15 protein-coding genes are annotated in these 21,658 nt (G+C 27.7%); 4 read left to right on the plus strand and 11 right to left on the minus strand.

What is annotated here, in order from left to right; genetic code table 11:
* Complete coding sequence (locus KMP12_RS00820) at window positions 1–876, minus strand: ABC transporter ATP-binding protein (RefSeq protein ID WP_215755847.1); 876 nt, start codon at window positions 874–876, stop codon at window positions 1–3.
* A 223-nt stretch (window positions 877–1,099) separates the two neighbouring features.
* Here KMP12_RS00820 and KMP12_RS00825 point away from each other — a divergent pair, with 223 nt between their 5' ends.
* Window positions 1,100–2,434 carry an MATE family efflux transporter gene (locus KMP12_RS00825; RefSeq protein WP_215755848.1) on the plus strand — a complete coding sequence of 445 codons (1,335 nt, stop codon included), beginning with the start codon at window positions 1,100–1,102 and terminating at the stop codon, window positions 2,432–2,434.
* Between the two features lie 280 nt (window positions 2,435–2,714).
* On the opposite strand, the gene KMP12_RS00830 is transcribed toward KMP12_RS00825, so the two are convergent.
* On the minus strand, window positions 2,715–3,761 hold the full coding sequence (locus KMP12_RS00830) for a LacI family DNA-binding transcriptional regulator (RefSeq protein ID WP_215755849.1): 1,047 nt from the start codon (window positions 3,759–3,761) through the stop codon (window positions 2,715–2,717).
* A 414-nt stretch (window positions 3,762–4,175) separates the two neighbouring features.
* Between KMP12_RS00830 and KMP12_RS00835 the strand changes: the two genes are divergently transcribed.
* Window positions 4,176–5,132, plus strand: a complete 957-nt coding sequence (locus KMP12_RS00835; RefSeq protein WP_215755850.1) for an L-lactate dehydrogenase — start codon at window positions 4,176–4,178, stop codon at window positions 5,130–5,132.
* Between the two features lie 663 nt (window positions 5,133–5,795).
* Here the strand turns inward: KMP12_RS00835 and purD are convergent.
* From purD to rpsU, 3 genes are all read right to left on the minus strand, one after another.
* Window positions 5,796–7,034 (minus strand): phosphoribosylamine--glycine ligase, encoded by a 1,239-nt coding sequence (gene purD, locus KMP12_RS00840; protein ID WP_215755851.1) that lies wholly within the window; start codon window positions 7,032–7,034, stop codon window positions 5,796–5,798.
* Window positions 7,035–7,091: 57 nt separating this feature from the next.
* The gene (gene purH, locus KMP12_RS00845; RefSeq protein WP_215755852.1) at window positions 7,092–8,603 is read right to left on the minus strand and encodes a bifunctional phosphoribosylaminoimidazolecarboxamide formyltransferase/IMP cyclohydrolase; all 1,512 of its coding nucleotides are present in this window, start codon (window positions 8,601–8,603) and stop codon (window positions 7,092–7,094) included.
* A 287-nt stretch (window positions 8,604–8,890) separates the two neighbouring features.
* Window positions 8,891–9,064, minus strand: a complete 174-nt coding sequence (rpsU, locus tag KMP12_RS00850) for a 30S ribosomal protein S21 (protein ID WP_135156913.1) — start codon at window positions 9,062–9,064, stop codon at window positions 8,891–8,893.
* Between the two features lie 577 nt (window positions 9,065–9,641).
* On the opposite strand from rpsU, the gene KMP12_RS00855 reads away from it, so the two are divergent.
* Both KMP12_RS00855 and KMP12_RS00860 read left to right on the plus strand, forming a co-directional pair.
* Entirely contained in the window at window positions 9,642–10,283 is a 642-nt protein-coding gene (locus KMP12_RS00855) for a hypothetical protein (RefSeq protein WP_215755853.1), read from the plus strand.
* A 418-nt stretch (window positions 10,284–10,701) separates the two neighbouring features.
* Window positions 10,702–11,268, plus strand: coding sequence for a hypothetical protein (locus KMP12_RS00860; protein WP_215755854.1), 567 nt, complete (start codon window positions 10,702–10,704; stop codon window positions 11,266–11,268).
* 706 nt (window positions 11,269–11,974) lie between these two features.
* On the opposite strand, the gene KMP12_RS00865 is transcribed toward KMP12_RS00860, so the two are convergent.
* From KMP12_RS00865 to KMP12_RS00890, 6 genes are all read right to left on the minus strand, one after another.
* Complete coding sequence (locus KMP12_RS00865; RefSeq protein WP_215755855.1) at window positions 11,975–13,156, minus strand: helix-turn-helix transcriptional regulator; 1,182 nt, start codon at window positions 13,154–13,156, stop codon at window positions 11,975–11,977.
* A gap of 22 nt (window positions 13,157–13,178) precedes the next feature.
* Complete coding sequence (locus KMP12_RS00870; protein WP_215755856.1) at window positions 13,179–14,000, minus strand: ABC transporter permease; 822 nt, start codon at window positions 13,998–14,000, stop codon at window positions 13,179–13,181.
* Between the two features lies 1 nt (window position 14,001).
* Window positions 14,002–15,219, minus strand: coding sequence for an ABC transporter ATP-binding protein (locus KMP12_RS00875; RefSeq protein ID WP_215755857.1), 1,218 nt, complete (start codon window positions 15,217–15,219; stop codon window positions 14,002–14,004).
* 201 nt (window positions 15,220–15,420) lie between these two features.
* Window positions 15,421–15,732, minus strand: coding sequence for a DUF1904 family protein (locus KMP12_RS00880; protein WP_215755858.1), 312 nt, complete (start codon window positions 15,730–15,732; stop codon window positions 15,421–15,423).
* Window positions 15,733–15,897: 165 nt separating this feature from the next.
* Window positions 15,898–16,542: a VTT domain-containing protein gene (locus KMP12_RS00885; RefSeq protein WP_215755859.1), complete on the minus strand. Its 645-nt coding sequence runs from the start codon at window positions 16,540–16,542 to the stop codon at window positions 15,898–15,900.
* A 73-nt stretch (window positions 16,543–16,615) separates the two neighbouring features.
* The gene (locus KMP12_RS00890; protein WP_215755860.1) at window positions 16,616–20,161 is read right to left on the minus strand and encodes a UvrD-helicase domain-containing protein; all 3,546 of its coding nucleotides are present in this window, start codon (window positions 20,159–20,161) and stop codon (window positions 16,616–16,618) included.
* Window positions 20,162–21,658 lie beyond the last annotated feature (1,497 nt).

Raw genomic sequence — 21,658 nt, forward strand, 5'->3', positions numbered from 1 at the left:
TTATTTCCCCTCCTTTGTATTTTCAAATATTGCCGTTAGTAAAGTTCGATTTTGTATTTCTATTTCATTCAGACTACAAGAATTTTTTAAAATATTCCAAACCTCATCTGCATTTTTTGTATTAAAAACAAGATTATCTTTTTTAATTTCTAAGTTTTTAATAAATTCTATTTCTTTTATAAGTGGTAGATATTTGCTAGGAATAGTAAATTCTTTTTCTAAGTCTTCAGATTTCAAAGCGTAGGGGCTTGTATCTTTTATTAAACTTCCCTTATTTAATACCAAAATACGCTCTGCTGTGTGTTCAACTTCTTCTATGTAATGAGAAGAATAAATAATTGTCATACCCTTTGATTTTAGGTCATTAACTATTTCCCAAAAACGTATTCGAGTTTCAGTGTCCATGGCAGAAGTTGGTTCATCTAAAAATAAAATTTTAGGCTTGCCTATCAAACTCAAAATAAAAAATAAAAATCTCTTTTGACCTCCGGATAATTTACTAACCAACTGATTTTTTTGTTCCGAAGAAAAATTTAAAATGGCATCTATTTCAGCTAAAGAAAGATGATTTTTATAAATGGTCTGACAAAACTCAATTAATTCTCTTACTTTTAACTTTTTCGGCACAGAATTTTCTTGCCCCAAAATAGCAATTTCTTCTTTTAAACTTATATCCGAAACTTCTTTATTGCTTATTCTGATACTCCCACTTGAAGCCTGCATTTGACCCAATAAATGTTTGAACAGGCTTGTTTTTCCTGCTCCGTTAGGTCCTATCAGGGCAAGGCACTCACCAGCCTTCACATCAAAAGAAATATTTTTTAGTATCTCCTTATCTCCAATTTTTTTACTTAAATTTTTAACAGATAATAACATAATTTCCCTCCTTGCTTTATCCCTTATAAACATTGTAATAAAAAATAAAATTATTTTTCAGTACAGGATATAATAAAAAAATATGACAAATGTAATAATTTCACTTTGAAAGAGTTTTAAATTAAATAATTATTTAATAAAATTCTTATTATCCTATTTTACTATTGATTTTATTTGTTATTAGGTATAAAATTATTGAGTGCTTTTTATTGGAGGGTAGCTTATGAATGATATGTCAAAAGGCAAAATTTTGCCACAAATATTAAACTTTGCTTTGTTTATTTTTATTGGTGGACTTATGCAAAATCTCTACCTAATTATTGACTCGATAATCTTAGGTCAGTATGTCGGAAAAGAGGCTCTTGCTTCTATAGGTATTGCTTCTACTGTCAGCTTTGTTGTTATAGGTTCTATTATCGGTATTACCCAGGGTTTCAGTATTAATATGGCTAAAAGTTTCGGTGCAGGAAATTTTGTAAAATTTAGAAAATATGCCTATAATTCTATTATTTTATGTATTATTGTCGGTTTGAGTTTTAGTATGATTTTATCACTTACTAACGGCTACTTTTTAAAACTTATGAATACTCCCGAAAATTTATTTGATATGACTCACAATTTTTTACTTGTTTTATATTTGGGATGTATCGCCAATTTATTTTATAATTTATTTGCTGGAATATTAAGAAGTATAGGAAATAGTTTTGCACCCCTTATATTTTTAGGAATTTCTGTTGTTAGTAACGCCAGCTTGGTTTATATCTTTGTAGCAATTTTAAAATACGGTATCGTTGGTTCTGCTTTTGCAACTATTATTAGTCAAACAATAGCTGCCATAACTTGTTACATCTTTATAATAATAAAATACCCTCAATTAAGAATTAAAAAAGAAGAAAAAATTATCGAAAAAAAATTATTAAAAAATTTACTTTTACAGGGTATACCAATGGGTATGCAGTTTTCTTTTACAGGAATTGGTGTAATTGTAGTTCAAAGTTTTTTAAATGGTTTTTCAACAGAACACATAGCAGGATTTAGCGTTGCAATTCGTATTCAAAATATAGTACTCTATATTTATGTGGCTTTGGGTAGTGCCTTGGCTACCTACACCAGCCAAAACTTCGGAGCAAAAAAATTCACAAGAATTACAAAAGGGGTAAATTACACAGCCCTAATTTCTGTTGCTATAAGTATATTTGCTGCATTTTTAATAATAACTTTTGGTGAACAGGTCGCAAACTTATTTACAGAAGAAAAAAATCCAGAACTAATAAAAGCTACGACTACTTATTTTCATACGGTAGTTTGGGGCTATCCTATTTTAGCACTCCTAATACTATATAGAAATGTTTTACAAGGTTACGGTTTTGCTATAACTGCCATGTTTGCAGGTATAATAGAACTACTTATGCGAGTAATCGTCGTTTTTTTATTCACAGGAACTTACGGTTATTTAGCAATATGTCTTGCTGACTTAGCTACTTGGCTAGTTACTGGTCTTTCCCTGATATTTACTTACTACTACCTAAAGAATAAAAAACTAGCTATTATTAAGTAGGTATATATTCATAAATTTCTAAAAACTAGCAATACTTTAGAAAAATAGTTTAAGGTCTTGTTAGCTTTTTATTTAAATAAAATATATAAATTAATTATACGGAGTTTTAGGTTAATAAAAAACAAGGAATTTAACTTCCTTGTTTTTTATTATACTCTTATTTTTCAAATTTTATTGTAATTTCAAAAAATTTTTTATTTTACTTATTAGATTATTAAATTTATTTTTATTAAAATAAGACAAGCCCTAGCAAAAATTCTGCTGGGGCTTAGATAATTTATTATTTTGTTGTTTGTCTGTGGATAATTCTATGTGGTAGGAATAGTTGATTATTATTAGCCTTAATTTCTTCTAAGTCTCCCTCGTCAAATTCCTTATCTTTTTTCTTAGCTTTTTCAATATCAATAATTTTTGTTAAAATTCTCATAGATACTGCTCCAATATCGAATATCGGACAGAATACTGTTGATATTTTTGGTCTTGTCATATCTACCAACTTAGTATTTTCAAAAGAAACTATTTCTAACTCTTTAGGAACTGCAACTTTAAAATCTTGTGCTTGATGCAAGATTGCTAAAGCCGCTTCATCAAACATGGTGATTGCTACTTCTGCCCCTAAATCTTTCAAACGTACAAAAACTTGTTTTTCACTATCTTTATAAGTTTTATAACCCTCAATAATTAGACTAGAATCAAACTCCATAGCAAATTCAGAAAGAGCTTTTTTATAACCACTAATAATACGCTGAGCTTTTTGAGAATTGTAGGAACTAATTATCAAGGAAATTTTTTTACGACCTTTTTCTAAAAATTCTTTTGTTAGATCATAACTAGCCTTTTCATAATCAATATTCACAGAATAAAATTTATTATCTGTACTTATATTCCCAGATAAAACTAAATGTACGTCCAAATCTTCTAAATAAGACTTAGTGCTTTCAGGCATAGAATCTCCCACATATAAAATTCCATCAACCTGCTTACTCATAAAAGAATTTAAAATATCACGTTCTATTTCTTTGCTACTAGAAGAATTAGCTAAAATAACATTATATTTATACATATTGGCTACTGATTCAATTCCACTAACCGTTTCAGAAGAAGACAAGTCTGAAATATCTGGTAAAATTATCCCAATAGTTGTAGTTTTTTTACTAGCTAAACCTCTTGCAACTGCATTCGGAGTATATTTAAGTCTTTTAATTACTTCTTTTACCCTCTCTCTTGTCGCTTCTTTAACATTAGGATTATTATTAACAACCCTAGATACAGTAGCCATAGAAACCTTAGCCTCCTTGGCAACGTCATAAATCGTTGATACTCCCATATATATAATCACTCCTCAATCTTGTTTTATTTAATATTTAATTTGTAAAATTGAAACCTTTTCATCAATATAATAATTCTAACAAATAAAACTTATAAAGTCTAGTATTAAGAAATAAAAATTTATTATAAACCATTTTTTTATCTCAAGTAAAATATATTTCGAATATTACCAAATTTTCTTATATAAATTATATAAAGTAAAATTAAATTAGCTTCATTTTTTAAATAGAAAAAATAAGTAAAAAGCATAAAATTTAAACTCATTATTTTATTTTAAAAAATTTTTATCTTTTTTTTGATTTCGCTTTCTTTTTTTAAAATAATGTGCTATAATTAATTCATAAGGAAATTAATAATTTCATTAATTTTCAAAAAATAAAAATTTATAATTATAATAATGGAGGAGTTTTCTATGAAAGCTAAAAACAGAAAAGTCGTTTTAATAGGTGCTGGTATGGTAGGTATGAGTTTTGCATATCAATTATATTCAAGTGGTTTATGCGAAGAGTTAGGTTTAATTGATTTCTTCGCAGAAAAAGCAGAAGGTGAAGCAATGGACTTAAACCATGCTGGAGCTTTAGTTCCACCTATTAAAGTTACATCAGGTGGATATGAACAATGTGCAGATGCAGATGTTATTGTAATCTGTGGTGGACTACCTCAAAAACCAGGTGAAACTAGACTTGACCTTGTTGACAAAAATATGAAGGTAGTTAAAGACATGTCTGAGCAAATCGTAGCTTCTGGATTTGACGGGGTTATCGTTATAGCTTCTAACCCTGTTGATGTATTAACTAACGCATTACAAAAATTCACAGGATTCCCTAAAAACAAAATCGTTGGTTCTGGAACAACACTTGACACTTCAAGATTCCGCTACATGCTAGGTGAAGTATTAGATATAGCTCCTAACAGTGTTCGTGGTTACATCTTAGGTGAACACGGTGATACTCAATTCGCCGCTTGGTCTAACGTTTATGTTTACGGAAAACAATTCAATCAATTCTTAGAATCAACTAATAAATTTACTCTAGCTGATTTTGAAAATATTGAAGAAAGAGTTATGCGTGCCGCTTACGAAGTTATCAACCGTAAACGTGCTACATACTATGCAATCGGTATTTCATTATTGACAATAGTAAAAGCTATCTTACGTGACGAAAATACTGAACTTGCTGTATCTGGATACTGCGATGGTCACTACGGAGTAGAAGGGCTATATATCGGTACACCTGCTATTATCGGACGTGAAGGTGTTCGTGAAGTAGTAGAATTAAAACTTACAGAAGATGAATTAGCTAAAATGAAACATTCTGCTGATGTTCTTAAGAAAACTCTTAACGATGCATACGCAGCATTAGAAGCATAATTTAAAAATAAAAATAGTGCAGATAAAAAATCTGCACTATTTTTTAGTAATATTTAATATAAAAAATAAATTCAATAAAAAACAGAATATAAATTTATTCTGTTATTTTTTATTTTTTAGATAAAAAGTAAAAATTAATTTTCACTCAAGTCTGTTCTCTTTTTAGTAGCATTTATTCCCCTCTATTACAGCACTTATAAAAGCTAAACTTTATAATTTTTTCTCATTTATATCAAATTCACTCAATGAAATTTAACCAAATCTTTTTTTTATAATTCCAGCAAGAATAGCAGTCCCCGTATTACCTACCTCAATAAAACTTATCTTTTTGTTTTTTATATAACTTGCGTCTTATTTATTTTTAACAATATTATAAATAATTAGGATATTTTATTGCTATATTAATAGTATAAAAATTATATTTATAAACTTTAAAATTAAAAATATATCTAAGTTTATAAAATTAAAAAATAAAATAGAAAATTACAAAATAAAAACTCAAGATATGTAGTGAATATCTTGAGTTATATTTTCAATTTTAAAAGTTTTAAAACTTCTAGCAGCAATTAAAATTCATATTCAATTAGGTTAAAATTAAAATTCATATTAAAAAATTTCGACACTAAATAGCTATTTACTTTTGCTATACTTACAAATCAAAATTTATTTTATCGCCTTATCTCCTATATCCTTTCTAAAAAATAATTTTGGACTTAAGGATAGGTTATCAATCGCCTTATAAGCATTTGCTTTGGCTTCCTTTATGTCTTTACCACGTCCGTAAACTAATAAAACACGGCCACCATTTGAAAACCAAATCCCATTTTTCTCTTCTAAGGCGGCAACATAGCAAGTATCCTTTAAAGTAAAATTCTCTAATTCAATTCCTTTAAGATAAGACGCTGGATAACCTTCTGCTGCCAAAACTACGCCACACACTGCATCGTCTGACCATTTTAATTTTACTTCTTCATTGTTATAAATTTTTTCAATAACTTCCATAATATCGCTATCCATTTTTTCAAGTAAAACTTGTGCCTCTGGGTCGCCCAATCTTGCATTAAATTCAATTACTTTAACACCATCTTGGCTAGCAATTAGTCCAGCGTACAAGAAACCATGATAAGAAGTTCCTTCACTAGCAAGACCCCTACACACAGGAAGTAAGACTTCATCAATAGCCTGCTTGCGATCCTTTTTACTAATTTGAGGAACAGGACTATATGCTCCCATACCTCCAGTATTAGCACCCTTGTCAAAATCATAGGCTCTTTTGTGGTCTTGGGCAATCTCATCAAAAGGAATAACTATCTCTCCATTAACAAATGCCATCAAAGAAAATTCTTCTCCCTCTAAAAATTCTTCTATAACAATCTTGCAAAAAATATCTTCACCATAAAAATTTTTTAAACATTCCTCTGCTTCACCAAAGTTATTAGCTATTACCACACCCTTACCAGCTGCCAAACCGTCTTTTTTTATTACTAGAGGATACTTAGAATTTTTTGCATAGTCTAAGGCAGAAGATAAATTTGTAAATTCTTCATAGGCGGCTGTGGGTACATTAAATCTTGTCATAACTTCCTTAGCAAAAGACTTAGACCCTTCCATTTGTGCCGTGTACTTATCAGGACCAAAAACTTTAACTAGCGGACTTAATTCATCATAAATTCCCTTAACCAAAGGTTCTTCTGGACCAACTATAAGCCAATCAATTTTTTCTTTTTTAACAAAATCTTTTAATTTTTCAAAATCTAATTCTGCAATATTTACTAATGTAGCATCATTTCTCATGCCGTCATTACCAGGTGCAACAAATACCTTAGCAACTTTTTTACTCTTTTTTATTTTTCTACAAAGTGCGTGTTCACGTCCACCACGTCCTATGACCAATACTTTCATACACAAACTCCTTTTGGAAAAAATTTATTTTTAAAATAATAGTTTAAAAACTTAAAATTAATGTTTAAAATGTCTTATACCTGTTGTAACCATAGCAATATTTTCTTTATTTGCTACATCTATTGAATCTTGGTCCTTAATAGAACCTCCAGGTTGAATAATTGCACCTATGCCAAATTTAGCTGCCAGTTCTACCGTATCTCCCATAGGGAAAAATCCGTCCGAAGCAAGAACAACATTATCCTGTCCGTCTAATTTTTCTAAGGCAATTTTTGCAGAACCAACCCTGTTCATCTGACCGGCACCTATACCTATTGTAGATTTACTCGTTGCCAAAACAATGGCGTTAGATTTTACATGTTTTACTACTTTCCAAGCTAGTTCAAATGCTTTTTCTTCTTCAGGGCTAGGTTTTTTCTTTGTTACAACCTTAAATTCTGTATCTGCTAGTCCTAAACTATCTACTGTTTGGGCTAGCAAACCACCAGAAACAGAAACATATTGCAAGGTATTAGCCTGTGTTTTTGTAGTTTCACACACTAAAAGTCGTAAATTGGGTTTAACTTGTAAAACTTCTAAGGCTTCTTTAGAATAGCTAGGAGCAATAATTACCTCTAAGAATATTTTTACCATCTCCTCTGCTATTTCCTTATTTACTTCTTCGTTAAGGGCAACAATTCCACCAAAAATAGAAACTGGGTCAGCCTTGTAAGCATTAGTGTAGGCTTCATAAATATTTTCTCCAACTCCAACACCACAAGGATTCATGTGTTTAACGGCTACAACTGCTGGATGTGAAAATTCTTTTACAACCTCTAAGGCCGCATCTGCATCACGAATATTATTATATGATAATTCTTTTCCTTGCAACTGCTTAGCTCCTGCTATTGTATTAGCAGCTGGCTTTTTGTCGCTATAAAAATATGCTTTTTGCTGAGGATTTTCTCCGTAGCGTAAAGTTTTTTTATTTGTGTAGCTTAATTCAATATTATCATCAACAAAATAATTTACAATTTGTCTATCATAACTTGCAGTGTGGTCAAAAACTTTCACAGCTAAAGATTTGCGATAGTCATAATCATCACTTTTACTAGCAATTTTTTCTAAAATTACCGAATAATCATCAGGGGCAACAGCAACAATAACATCTTTAAAATTTTTCGCAGCTGAACGTAACATGGTTGGTCCGCCGATATCAATATTTTCAATAGCTAACTCTTCTGTACAATCTGCTTTTGCAATAGTTTCTTTAAAGGGATAAAGATTAACACAGACTAAATCAATAGGTTTAATATTATGTTCTTTAATAGCGTCTAAGTGGTGATTTAAACTACGATTAGCTAGGATACCTCCATGTACTGCTGGGTGCAAAGTTTTTACACGCCCGTCCATAATTTCTGGAAATCCTGTAATATCTGATACTTGTTTTACCTCAATCCCAGCTTCTTTAAGAACGGTAAAAGTTCCGCCAGTAGAAACAAGTTCAAAATTTTGCTCAATTAAACCTCTAGCAAAATCAATTAATCCTTTCTTATCCGATACACTAAGTAAAGCACGTCTTTTTGTCATGATAAATTTTCTCCTAATAAATATAAATTTTAAAAGTTTGTTTTTAAGTTTATAAATTATATTTTGTATATTTTATACAAGATTATTATAGCATAAATACATACATTTAGAAAATAATATTTATTTTTTTATTAAAATAACGAACAAAATATTTTTAATTATATTTTATTAAATAAAAATTTTAAGAGAAAAATAAAAATAACCTTAGGAAATTTCCTAAGGTTATTAAATCTAAAAGAGGGAAATCTTTAGATTTTAGTTTCTAAAATAAATTTTGCGTTTTATAACTAAAATTTACGTTTTCTAGCCGCTTCTGATTTTTTCTTACGGCGAACACTTGGTTTTTCGTAAAACTCACGTTTACGAACTTCTTGAATTGTACCGTTTTTAGAAACAGCACGCTTAAAACGACGTAAAGCGTCCTCTAGTGTTTCGTTTTTACGAACTACAGTTTTTGACATTGGACTTCCCTCCCTCCGAATTTAAAAAGTCTAAGTTGATTGTTAATTTCCTATGTTATAAATACATAAGCTGCGAATTAAAATTTATAATTCACCTAAATATTGTATATTATTTTAACCTGTATGTCAATAAAACATTTATATTTATTTGTTTATAAAAATTTTTTAAATTATAAATATAAATCAAAAAATTTTTTAATTAATACAGTTTAATTTTAAAAGTCTACTATATAATTTTACTTTAATTTAATAGTCATGAAAACTTTATAATCTGATGTTAATTTTCCTGTATTATTTATATTTTTATCTTAATTAAACAGAGTGCTGTTTTTCATGAATATAGCGGTGTTTTTCAGTCTTTTTTTCCTTGTTTTATAATGTTTATATGCTATGATTAAGCTGCAAGATATATCTTAGTACTAAAATATTTTAAAATATATTTTCTTGCAAATAAATATATTAAATTAAAAAAAAGGAGGCAATAAAAATTAGGAAACACAAAAAATTTTTATCGGCAATCTTAGCTTCAAGTCTATTAGTTACACCTATTTCTGCTTTAGTTAGTAATTATGATAATGTGGCTAAGGCTGATAACCCAATTTGCCCTGCTAAAGTAGAAAATAATAAAATAAAAGAATTTAATAACTATCAACAATTAAAAAATTTCAAAGATATAGAAAAATATCTAAATTTAAATAATATGAAATTTTTATCAGCATACCAAATAGTAGATGATGAAAAAATAGTAGCGATAATAAATTATTTTAGCGAGGAAGATAACACTTATTACAATCTTTATACAGATGAAACACCTGAAATAAAATTTGTTTCAACTCAAACAGAAGAAAAAAATAAAGATAAAACTTTTAAATTATATTCTTGGAATGGTGTAGATTTTGATAATTCATTCTCTATTTCAGTAGATAATAACAATAAAGAAAAAAATTTTAAATTAAATAAAAGGTCTAAAGGAAAAGAAGTAGCTTTTAGTTGGGCTTGTTTATTTAGTAGTAAAATTGCTTGTATATCTGCTTCAGTTGCTGGTGGAGTTATTGGAGCTGGAATAACTGGAGGATGGGGAGCAGCTGTTGGTCCCTTAATGGGATGGGCTTGCAGTTTTGTTTTCGGTAAATTAGTAGAAACTTATGGAAGTAAAGAATATGGTTGTACTTTATTTAAAAATGGAAAATTAACTTGGGACTACATAAATAATGGGTAACTTTTTAAAACACTATATCTCAATAAGTATAATATCAATAACGATTGAAATATTATATTATATAATATTAAAAAAGAATTAAATTTAATAACAGTAATTTTTCATATAATAATTGTAGCTATTATATATATATATATTAAAATTATACACTAAAATAAAAAATAAATAAAAAGACGACAAATAGTCGTCTTTTTTTAATTCTCAAACTCAAATTTTAATATTAAACAAAAAATAATTTTATTATTTTTTAGAAATGATTTCTTTGTTTTGCAACCGCAATCCCCCTTGTTATACCATATATTTTTAAAAAAAGATAGACCTTGTTTTCTTATATTCTTAATGATATAATAAAAATGTAAATAGAAGTGATCACAATATTTCAAAATTAAAATTTTATCAATAAAGGAGGATAATTAAAATGAGTAGAGAATTAAAATTTGCTAATGCAGTGTTAGCATCTAGCTTAATTATCACGCCAATCTCTGCTTTAGTTAGTAATTATGATAATGTGGCTAAGGCTGAAAAAAAACCACAAATTAAAATATCTAATAAAGATATAGAAGAAGCATTAATAATTAAAGACTATATTAAATTACAAAAGAAAAGTGGCATATATAGATTTCAATTTACTAATGATCCATCTCTTAACCAAAGACTTAAAGAAATAAATAGCCCATTAAACGATATAATTATAAGTCAATATATATCTAATTTAAACGATCATTTTATAAAAGAAAATGGTGATGGAGATTTGACTAATACTATAAAAGAAATTAGAAATACATCTAAAAATAATATGATAAATAATATCTATACATTTCGAAATGCTTGCTCTAACGCTATGTTTGGTTTAAGTGTTGCTTCTACTGCTTTATATACTTGGGCTGGAATATTAGCTGGAGCTGGTCCGGCAGGCTGGGTGGTAGGTATAACTGGAGCAACGGTAGGAACTATCATTGGTGCAGCGGGTAATTGGGCATGTTAAATAATACAGAAAAAAAGATATTTTTATTTAATATTATTATATGTATTTTAGTTACAATTTATTTCTTTAGCTCATCATATAAATATGCTAATTTAATAGCTCATAGCTTATTAATCATAAATATTTTAGTTACTCCTGTAATTTTTAGTATAATTAAAAAAAGGAAAAAATAAAAAATTGATTAATATTTACTTCACCATAAGTAGTATTACTTAAACTGCTTAGACTATCTAAACTTGTAAAGTAGACTGGATACCTACAGTATATCAAGGTTACCACACAGGAGAATATCATTATGCTTATAAATGCAGTCATTGGCAAGAGCAATAGAATATTTAATTTTATAATTTTATTTATTATATTTTATATAACACTAAAATCATTACTTTATTCAAAATATTATTCAAAAAAATAAAAACTACTACTAATATAAAACTAACATTATTGGCAATAATATTTTCAATTATTATAGTAAAAATATTTAGTGGAAATCTTATTAACTATTTTGGGCTTATATTTTTTAAGCATAACATTAAATTTTATCATTAAAAAACTGTATGTAGACTATAAACAGAAAAAAGATGACTAAATAGTCGCCTTTTTATTAAAATTATTTTTTTCCTACTAAAAAATTTCATAAAAAATGCTATACTATTTAAAAAGTATAGCCTTTTTTAATATTTATTTATCTATTTCACTAAATTTATTATAAATATCTGGAATTTTCCCTATATTTTAGTGGCGTAGATTTTACAAGTGATTTGAATATTCTTATAAAATAACTTGTATCAAAATATCCTATATAATCTGCAATTTCTGATATTGAAAAATCTGTATTTTTTAATAGGTACTGGGCATTAGAAATTCTTTTTTCGTGAATGTAGTCAACTATACTATAACCCATTTCTCTATTAAAGACTGATGATAGATAACTCTTATTTACATCTAATTCACTACTGATATTATCTAAGTTTATTTTTTCACGAATATGTTCATTAATGTAGGCTATGCAATTTCGGACAACCGGTTGCTTGTCCTTATATTTTTCCTTATCAACTAAAATACTATATCCTCTTACAATATTTTCTGAGAAATCATCATTATCTAATTTGTTTTTAACCTTGATCCACATAACATCTACATCAAGTGAATTTGCTTCACTTTGCGACAGGGCAGAATACAAAACGTCATTTAAAAAATATCTTTGTTCTTTAGTTCTACTAAACCCCAATTCAAATGCTGCTTGACCAATTTCTTTAATCTTCAAGTCGTAAATCATAGCAATTTTCGTTACATCGCCATTATAGACAGCCTCGTAAATATCTTTGCTAAATTTTCCGCGATTATTCAGTAATTCCCTAATATGGTATTTTTTATTTGTTACTTTCTTAGAATTTTTTACGCCATTATCCGTATAAATTGCCACAGCATTTAAGTAATCTATATCTTCTTGGTCAGATATTAATTCTAGTAGATAATTAAATTTTTTCTTAGTTATTACGCCAACAGAAAACAAGATAGAAATAATTTCGTCAGTTATAATAATATTTTGTTTGGCTAACATTTCCTGATAATCTTCAACAGAAATATAACTTTCTAAGTGAGGAGACAGTATAAAAAATTCCTCTGCATTTTCCTCGCTGGCTAAAAACATTGTATAAATTCCCATACAACTTTTAACCTTAACAAATTTATTATTTTTTAAATCACTTATTATTTCATTTTTACTTTTCTTTAAAAATTTAATTATCTGTGTATCTAAATCTTTATTATCAAGAGAAATTTTACTAATATCATTATCGAAATTATTATAGCTAGCTACTAAAGTATTACCATTTATTCCTAGTATATCTTTTATTCTATTTATTTTTTTATAAGTAGTTTTCAATATAAGACTCCTTTGTAGTATTTTAGCTTAAAGTAATGTCTCTTCTCGCATTCACTATATATGAAACTAGAGTGAAAAATACTGTATAAGCTAATGCCATTAATAATAAACTTCTACCATTAAGTTTAAATGCTTCTTCAATAATAGTTCTTCCGTTAAAACTTATATAATAACTAGGAAGAGATTGAATATTAGTAAAGATATATTTTATGTATTCAAATTTTGGTATAATTAATGTAGATAAGCCACTTATAGCCCCTCCAGCTAAAACCATAACCAAAACAACTACTAGGGATAAAATTTGCGTTTTAAATAGTACACATATTAATAAAACCAAAGAAATATAGAATAGTACTGTAACTAGAGATGCTAAAAATATAATTCCTAGATGCTGCCAAACTATTCTATTAAAGTTTTCTTCACCTAATTTTTCTGTAAAGACTGTATGTAAATTTATTTTCCCCTTGTAAAAGACAAAATATTTTAAAATAAAATCAAAAGCAACCAGTATAAGTGTAAATAAGAAATAATTAAAAATGGCTAAGAATATTTTGGTCGTTAAGATACTAGAGCGTGATTTTGGTTTTGAATATAAGAATTTTATTGTCCCACGAGAATATTCTTGGGATAGATTATTAGCAAACATTATCAAAATAAAAATATAACTTATACTTGTTACAACATTTAAAAGTTCTACAATAAGATGATACCCTTGAACTTGGCTAATGTCGCCTCTAGTATTTGCAAAATTAACAATAAACAAAATTGCAAAAGAGATTAAGAAATATAAGTATGTAGAAATTTTTTTATAATCTTTTGCAAACTCATTAATAAATAATTTCATATTATCGTCCTCCTTTTCCTGTTATTTCTAAAAATCTTTCTTCTAAAGTTTTTCTAACTACTTTAATGGTATCAATTTCTACATAATTTCCAACCAAGTATGAAATTACTCTAGCCTTGTCTTCTTTAGAAATATTTTCAAATACGAATCCTTCTTCGCTACGTTCATAAGCAAGATCTACATCTCTAACTAAGATTTCTGCCCTGTCATCATCGTAAGTTGTGATAAGAGTTTTTTCTACCTCTTCTCCACAGATATTTTCTAGTGTGTCGTCTGCAATGATGCGTCCTTTTTCTAAAACTATAATTCTGTCAGAAACTTTTTCGATTTCATCTAGCAGGTGAGATGAGATGATAATAGAAACTCCCGTCGAAGCTATATCTCGTAATTTATTACGAAATTCTTGAACACCTTGTGGGTCAAGTCCGTTTACCGGTTCATCTAAAATTAAAACTTTCGGGTCGTGTAGTAGGGCTTGGGCTAGACCTAAACGTTGACGCATACCTAGAGAATATGTTTTTACTTTTTTGCGAGCAACTTTTGTTAGACCGACAAATTCTAATAATTCTTTAATGCGAGATTTTGAAATTGACTTGCCCGAAATTCGGGCGATTTGTTTTAAGTTGGCGTAGCCTGTCATGTAGTTATAAAATTCTGGTGATTCTATCATCGAACCAACTTCTGCTAGCATCTTAGTTTTTCCTATACCGAGTGGTTTTTCAAAACAATAAATGTCCCCCTTAGAAATTTTTGTCAGCCCAACCATCATACGCATAATAGTTGTTTTTCCACTTCCGTTAGGGCCAAGTAAACCAATAATTTCTCCTGGATACATATCAAATGTTATATCTTCAACTATTGTTTTTATACCGATACGTTTTTTTATGCCCAAAACTTCCACCACTGGTTTTGGTCTTTGGTCAGGAGTTTCATTATTTTCTAAAAAATTACCACTTTCATTAGCCACAAATTCATTATTAAATTTTATAACCTCTTCTTCTTTTGCATTAGCTCGACCTAAGGCCCTATTTAATTCTTCTCTGTTAATAATTTGTGTTTCTTCAAAATCATTTTTTTCCATTACAGCTTTTGTAGCTTCTGCTTCGACTTTAGTCTTTATTTTTTCTAATAGCTCTTGATATGATTCTTTGTTATTTTTTTCTGCTCTTACTTTTAAATCATTATCAAGAAGGTCATTATCATTAAAATTATTTTTCATATTTCTTTCTTCCTTTCTTAAAAATCCATATTCATTATAACATAATAAAAAAAATATTGCTATGAAATTTCATTATTTTAGACTTTTACAGGAAAAAATAAAAAAATTATTAATTTTATATAAAATAAAAATTCACTGCAAAATAAAATTTACTGCAAAATAAAAAAATCTTGTACAAGACAAGATTTTTAAATTAAGATTTTAAAATTCAAACTCTTTTTCTAAGTCTAAATCTTTGAAGTAAACAAATACTTTTTCGTAACCAGCTTTTTTTATAATATTATTGATAGACTCTGCAACTTCTTTGCAAACTTCAACAGGTCTACTCTTCCAAGAAACTTCTACATAGACACGAGAAATTTCCTGGCCGTCATAGATAGCGACACTTTCTAATAAATCTAGCGTAAAAGCATTCTTGGGTCTAGCTATAATTTTTTCTACTCTTTCTAAAAGTTCTGTACTCACAGCTTTTAAGTCAGCTTTTTGCATTCCTTTAACAACTATTCTTGGCATATTTAATTCTCCTTATATTTATTTCTTCTATTATAACATTTACTTGTAACCTTTTTCAATATTATTTAGCAATTCTTAATTTTTATTTTTAATAAAATATAAATTTGAGAAATTATTTTAATTTAAAAAATAAGCATCCAGAAAAAATTCTGAATGCTTGCAAGCTTATTTTTTTAATTTTGTTTTTACCACTCCAACAAGTAGAGGTATTAAACTTATTAATATTATTACAATAATTAGCAAAGAAAAATTTTCTTTAACAAAAGTTATGTTGCCAAATAGATAGCCCACAGTAACAAATGAACTACACCAAGTTAGCCCACCGAAAAAATCTATTATTCTAAATTTTTTGTATTCCATTTTTCCTGCACCAACTATGAAAGGGACAATCGTTCTAATAATTGGGAAAAATCTTGCTAGAAAAATTGATTTTCCGCCATGTTTAGCAACAAATTTTTCTGCATCTTCCAAATTTTTATCACTTACGAATTTTTTAAACCAAGATTTTTTCTTTAGATAATCTGAAAAATTTCTACCGACAAAATAGTTACAATTATCTCCTATTACCGCCGCGGCTAGACACAAGAATAAAAGCATGAAAAAATTATTCCCTGTCGTAGCCCACAAGGTACCACTAGCAAACAGTAAAGAATCTCCCGGTAAAAACGGCATAAAAACCACGCCAGTTTCAATAAAAATAATTAAAAATATAATTGCATACATCCACCAAGTGCCATATGTGTTCATCAATTCGCTCAAGTGTCTATCTATGTGCAAAACAAAATCAATTAAAAATTTAATAGTATCCAATATTAGCCTCCAAAAATTTTTACCCCTTGAATTATAGCATAATCAATTTTTTCTGTCTAATTTTAATATTTTACTAGACTTCTATAAGTTGACCTAATATATATGAATAAATATATTTTCTGACACTTATATTTGCTCCGTAATATTTTTTAACCGCTTGGGCGTAAAGTTCTAATTGTTCTCCATGACGTTCTTTTAAAATTTTCAAACCTGTTTTTTCTGTAACATAATCCGTTTTATAATCTATAATCGTATAATTATTACTATCTTCAATTAGTAACAAGTCCACCACCCCTTGCAATATCACACTCATATCACTACTACTATTTTTAAATAATTCTTTTGCTAGAGCTGGGCTGGTAAATGAAATTTCAGTGGCAAGTCTGTCAGATTTTTTTACCATATCCATAACCCTACTATTTATAAAAGTAGAAATTAAATTAATATCTATTTCATTATTTATTAATTCATATTCTTCTAGGTTCAAAATTCTTTTTTCTTTAATATTTAAAAAATCATCTGAACTTTTTAGCAAACTAGCAAGATAAGAATTTATATCAGAAATTAAGTTATTATTTCTAAAATCTATTACTATTCTTTCAAAAAGTTTATGAATAATATTTCCCTTCATTATGGCTTGGCTAGCCTTATTTTTTTTGCTTAGATTTTTTAAAAGCAAATATTCATTTTTTTCTTTTTGAGAGATTTTTGTTTTATTGTTAGCTTGTTTTAAGGCTGAGTAGGAAGTTTTGGCTGGATAGGTGTCATTTTTTATTTGACTAGAACTTGCTAAGTTTAAATCTGCTATTTCTAAACTTACCTCTTCATTTAGAAAATCAAAATTTACATCTTCACTTGTTATTTCATTTTCTGCTACTGTATCAATTTCAAAAATTTTAAACAAGCTATCCTCTTCTGTTTCATCAGCTAAATTATCCATATCATAATAAGATGCCACTATATTTAGCATATCAGCAAAACTTTTTACACTTTCAAATTTTGCAAGTGTCTGCTCCTTATCATTAATTTCTAAACTTTCTTCCCCACCTAGATTTATTTCTGCTGTTGTCGTTAAGTATAAACCTTTTACAGCCCTTGTTAGTGCCACATATAAATTACGAATTTCCTCTTCATAAGACTTTTTCTTAATAAATAAACTGTTTAAATAGTAATTTTTATTGTTAGTAGCTGGATACCACATTTTTTCATCAATACTCAAACCTAAGTCTCTTGAAAAAATAATTTTATCGCTATAATCTTTTTTACTAATTTCTTTTTCTAACTCTGCAACAAAAACATATTCGTATTCCAAACCTTTTGAAATGTGTATTGTCGAAATTGTTACACTATTTTTAGAAGATTTTCTTTTTGTATCATATTCGCCAGCTTCTCTAATATCATTTAAAACTTTTAAAGTGTAGCTAAGATTAATATTATTACTAGCTTCTCTTATAATATCTAAACAATTTTCGTAATAATCAATTTCTGTATCGTCCATATCCTTAGTTCGCATATATTCCATAAAATCAATATCTTTTGCAAATTGCAAGACTACATCTATAGGCTTGAAATTAAAACTAAAGTTCAACCATCTCTGCAACATACTCAAGGCATATTTAGCTTTTTCTTCCTTAGAAATTTTTAATTTTTCATAAAGATTTTTTCCGTCTAGTAAGGATAATTTCAATAAGTCCTCATTACTAAATTTAAAAATAGATGAATGAAGTAAGACCGACAAGGCATAATCAAAAGACGGATTATCTAAAAATCTTATCAAGTTTAAAATAAGATTAAAACTGTGCGACTCGGTTAGCCCCTCTTTTTCTTTAAAATATACTGGTATGCCATAAGAATTTAAAATTTCCTTGTATTTTTTTATATTAAAGGCACTACGAAGTAAAATTGCATAGTCGCTATAATTATTTCCCTGTGAGATACCGTGAGAAATTTCCCTAGCAATATTATGGATAATAACTTCATTATTTAGTTTTTGTTTTGGTCTAGCACATAAAATATGGGTAGCAATTCTTTGTTCTTCTTTTTCTTTTACGCTAGGAAAATACAAGGCACTGTCTTTGTCATAGCTTACCCCTGCATTTTTTTTATACATTAACCTATTGAAAATAAAATTACTTGATTTTAAAACATTGTCATAACTTCTAAAATTTTCCTTTAGGACAACATAAACTCCCTTGAGTTTTTTATCGAATTTGTATTCCCTATTAACGTCAAAATCATTATCACTTATCAAATCAGAAATTTTAGTAAAGGTCTGGTACTTTTCTTCAAATAAGTCTGGATTTGAACCCCTAAAACCGTAAATAGACTGCTTAACATCTCCCACTCTGAAAAAATAAGTATCCTCTGCCCTAATAAGATTTAAAATATATTCCTGCAAGTCGTTATTATCTTGATACTCATCTACATATATTTCTAAAAATAATTTTTTATAATATTCACTTGCTTCTGTCGGATATTTTTTGCCATCAATATTTTTTTCCAAAGCCTTAATAGCTAGATGATTTAAGTCAGAAAAATCTAAAAATCCTTGTGTGCGTTTTTCCAAAATAAAATTGTCATCAATAGTCAATAATATTTTCGGAATAGCTAGGGATAATAATTCTATTTTTACTTTTGCTTCTAAAAAATCTAACAGTTGCAAAATTTTATTATACACAGCTCCTACATCTTTATTTTCTATATCAAGCAAGATACTAGTTAAAACTTCTTTTAAAACTTGTTTATTATTAAAACTTTCATCTAGGTCTAAATTTTTTATTTGCTTATTAAAAAAATCTTGTCTTTCCTTACTTAAATTTGCAAAATCTAAATTATTTTCTTTATTTTTTATTGCTAATAAACTTGACACAGCTTGCTGGATAGTTGCTAATTCTTCAAAAATATTATTTGTATTAATACTTTTTAATCTTGTATATATGTCTTGATAGCTAGTATCTTCTTTTAAATTTTTTACTAAATTATTTTTAATATAATCTTTATAGTTGGGAATAGTTAGCATTTTTGTATAGAAATTTATCAAAAAAGTCATAATTTTTTCTTTACTGTCAAATACTTCAAACAAAACATCTAATAAATTTTTATCTTCATGGGCAAATTGTTCTATTGTGTAATCAACAGTATCTTTTAATAAAATTTTATTGTTAGATAAAACTTTGAAATTTGGTGATAAATATCTTATTTTACCTGCCACGCTTTCTTCAACTAAATAATAAAATTTTTTCAATACATTTAGGCAAAAACTATCTATTGTTGTAACCTTAGCATCTCCCATTAATAATCTTTGATTTTTTAGATGGAGTAAATCTTCCTTACTACCAGATTTTAATAATCTTTCTTCTATTTTATTTTCTATTCTTATCAGCATATTTTTTGCTGCCGCAGTCGTAAATGTTAAAACTAATAACCTATCTATATTCCATTTATCACAAGCTATTTTGCGGGATATTCTTTCTGATAAAACTTCCGTTTTTCCACTACCAGCAGCAGCAGAAACTAAAATATCACAACCATTCATACCTATAGCTTGCCACTGACTTGGTGTTGGCGGATATTTTTTTTCTTTTGTAAAATCGTCTATTCTTTCGATAAAAATACTCATAACATTCTTCCTTAATTTTAATCTTATATTATTATACAATAAATATTATTTTTATTAACTGTTAAGAAGATTATATTTACTTATAAATATATATAATGCCTCTTGAAAACTAATAGTCAATATATTATAATTTTTACCTGTAATTATAAAATTGCTAATCTAATATACCTATTAAAATTTCTATATTAATATATCTTATATTTTTATTATACTTAATAATTTATATTTTATCTTTTTCATCTATTATAAAATTAAAATTTTCTTGTATTTATCGCTTCGCTTTGCTTAGCCACAAAACATTACATAAAAAATGTAAAAGAAGACAGGATTGACCTCCTGTCTTCTTTATTGTGTTCACAATAACTAATTTGCTTAATTTAATTCTATATTGTTTATTTCTTTTTGTCAAGCAAATTATTATTTTACTTTTATTTTATGTTATAATATTAGTGTTGCTTTACCGATACCTAGCAATAGGAGGAGGTGGAATTATGTTAACTCTAAATAATTTTATTTTTTCTGTTATGGCAAGTATAACGGCTTATTATATTTGCAAATGGTTAGACAGAAATAAATAAGCAACTAGCCTTGAAAAAGAAAAGACAGGAACCGCCATTCCTGTCTTTTTATTATATTAACTCTAAATAATTTTGCTTAATTTAATTCTATATTTTTTATTTCTTTTTGTCAAGTAAATTGTTATTTTATATTTTTTAGAATTTATATCTGTATTTTATAAAATTAAAATATTATACGAATGGTTATTTCTTAATTTTTCTTATATACAAAATTCAGCACATAAAATTATCATCCGTCTAGCACTTCATTTTACTCACACGCAAAATCCAGCATAAGACACTGTAAAGAAAAGACGAATTGCAGACTTAATTTTTATAAACTACAAAATTCTGTACCTAAAATTATTTCCTGTCTATCGCTTTATTTTGCTCGACCGCAAAATTCAGCATAAGACACTGTAAAGAAAAGACGAATTGCAGACTTTATTTTATAAACTACAAAATTCTACACCTAAAATTACCCTCCGTCTATCGCTTTATTTTGCTCGACCGCAAAATTCAGCATAAGACACTGTAAAGAAAAGACGAATTGCAGACTTTATTTTATAAACTACAAAATTCTACACCTAAAATTACCCTCCGTCTATCGCTTTATTTTGCTCGACCGCAAAATTCAGCATAAGACACTGTAAAGAAAAGACGAATTGCAGACTTTATTTTATAAACTACAAAATTCTACACCTAAAATTACCCTCCGTCTATCGCTTTATTTTGCTAACACGCAAAATCCAGCATAAGATATTTTTTGTGTCTATCGCTTTATTTTGCTCAACCGCAAAATTCAGCACAAAATATTTTTTGTGTCTATCGCTTTATTTTGCTCAACCGCAAAATTCAGCATAAAATATTTTTTGTGTCTATCGCTTTATTTTGCTCAACCGCAAAATTCAGCATAAAATATTTTTTGTGTCTATCGCTT

This window comes from Gemella sp. zg-1178 (genome assembly GCF_018790995.1).
Taxonomy (GTDB): domain Bacteria; phylum Bacillota; class Bacilli; order Staphylococcales; family Gemellaceae; genus Gemelliphila.

Bases quoted from the DNA above. Each gene is read 5' to 3' on its own strand.
- KMP12_RS00820 (WP_215755847.1), bottom strand. From the start codon at position 876: ATGTTATTATCTGTTAAAAATTTAAGTAAAAAAATTGGAGATAAGGAG.
- KMP12_RS00825 (WP_215755848.1), top strand. From the start codon at position 1,100: ATGAATGATATGTCAAAAGGCAAAATTTTGCCACAAATATTAAACTTT.
- KMP12_RS00830 (WP_215755849.1), bottom strand. From the start codon at position 3,761: ATGGGAGTATCAACGATTTATGACGTTGCCAAGGAGGCTAAGGTTTCT.
- KMP12_RS00835 (WP_215755850.1), top strand. From the start codon at position 4,176: ATGAAAGCTAAAAACAGAAAAGTCGTTTTAATAGGTGCTGGTATGGTA.
- purD (WP_215755851.1), bottom strand. From the start codon at position 7,034: ATGAAAGTATTGGTCATAGGACGTGGTGGACGTGAACACGCACTTTGT.
- purH (WP_215755852.1), bottom strand. From the start codon at position 8,603: ATGACAAAAAGACGTGCTTTACTTAGTGTATCGGATAAGAAAGGATTA.
- rpsU (WP_135156913.1), bottom strand. From the start codon at position 9,064: ATGTCAAAAACTGTAGTTCGTAAAAACGAAACACTAGAGGACGCTTTA.
- KMP12_RS00860 (WP_215755854.1), top strand. From the start codon at position 10,702: ATGAGTAGAGAATTAAAATTTGCTAATGCAGTGTTAGCATCTAGCTTA.
- KMP12_RS00870 (WP_215755856.1), bottom strand. From the start codon at position 14,000: ATGAAATTATTTATTAATGAGTTTGCAAAAGATTATAAAAAAATTTCT.
- KMP12_RS00875 (WP_215755857.1), bottom strand. From the start codon at position 15,219: ATGAAAAATAATTTTAATGATAATGACCTTCTTGATAATGATTTAAAA.
- KMP12_RS00880 (WP_215755858.1), bottom strand. From the start codon at position 15,732: ATGCCAAGAATAGTTGTTAAAGGAATGCAAAAAGCTGACTTAAAAGCT.
- KMP12_RS00890 (WP_215755860.1), bottom strand. From the start codon at position 20,161: ATGAGTATTTTTATCGAAAGAATAGACGATTTTACAAAAGAAAAAAAA.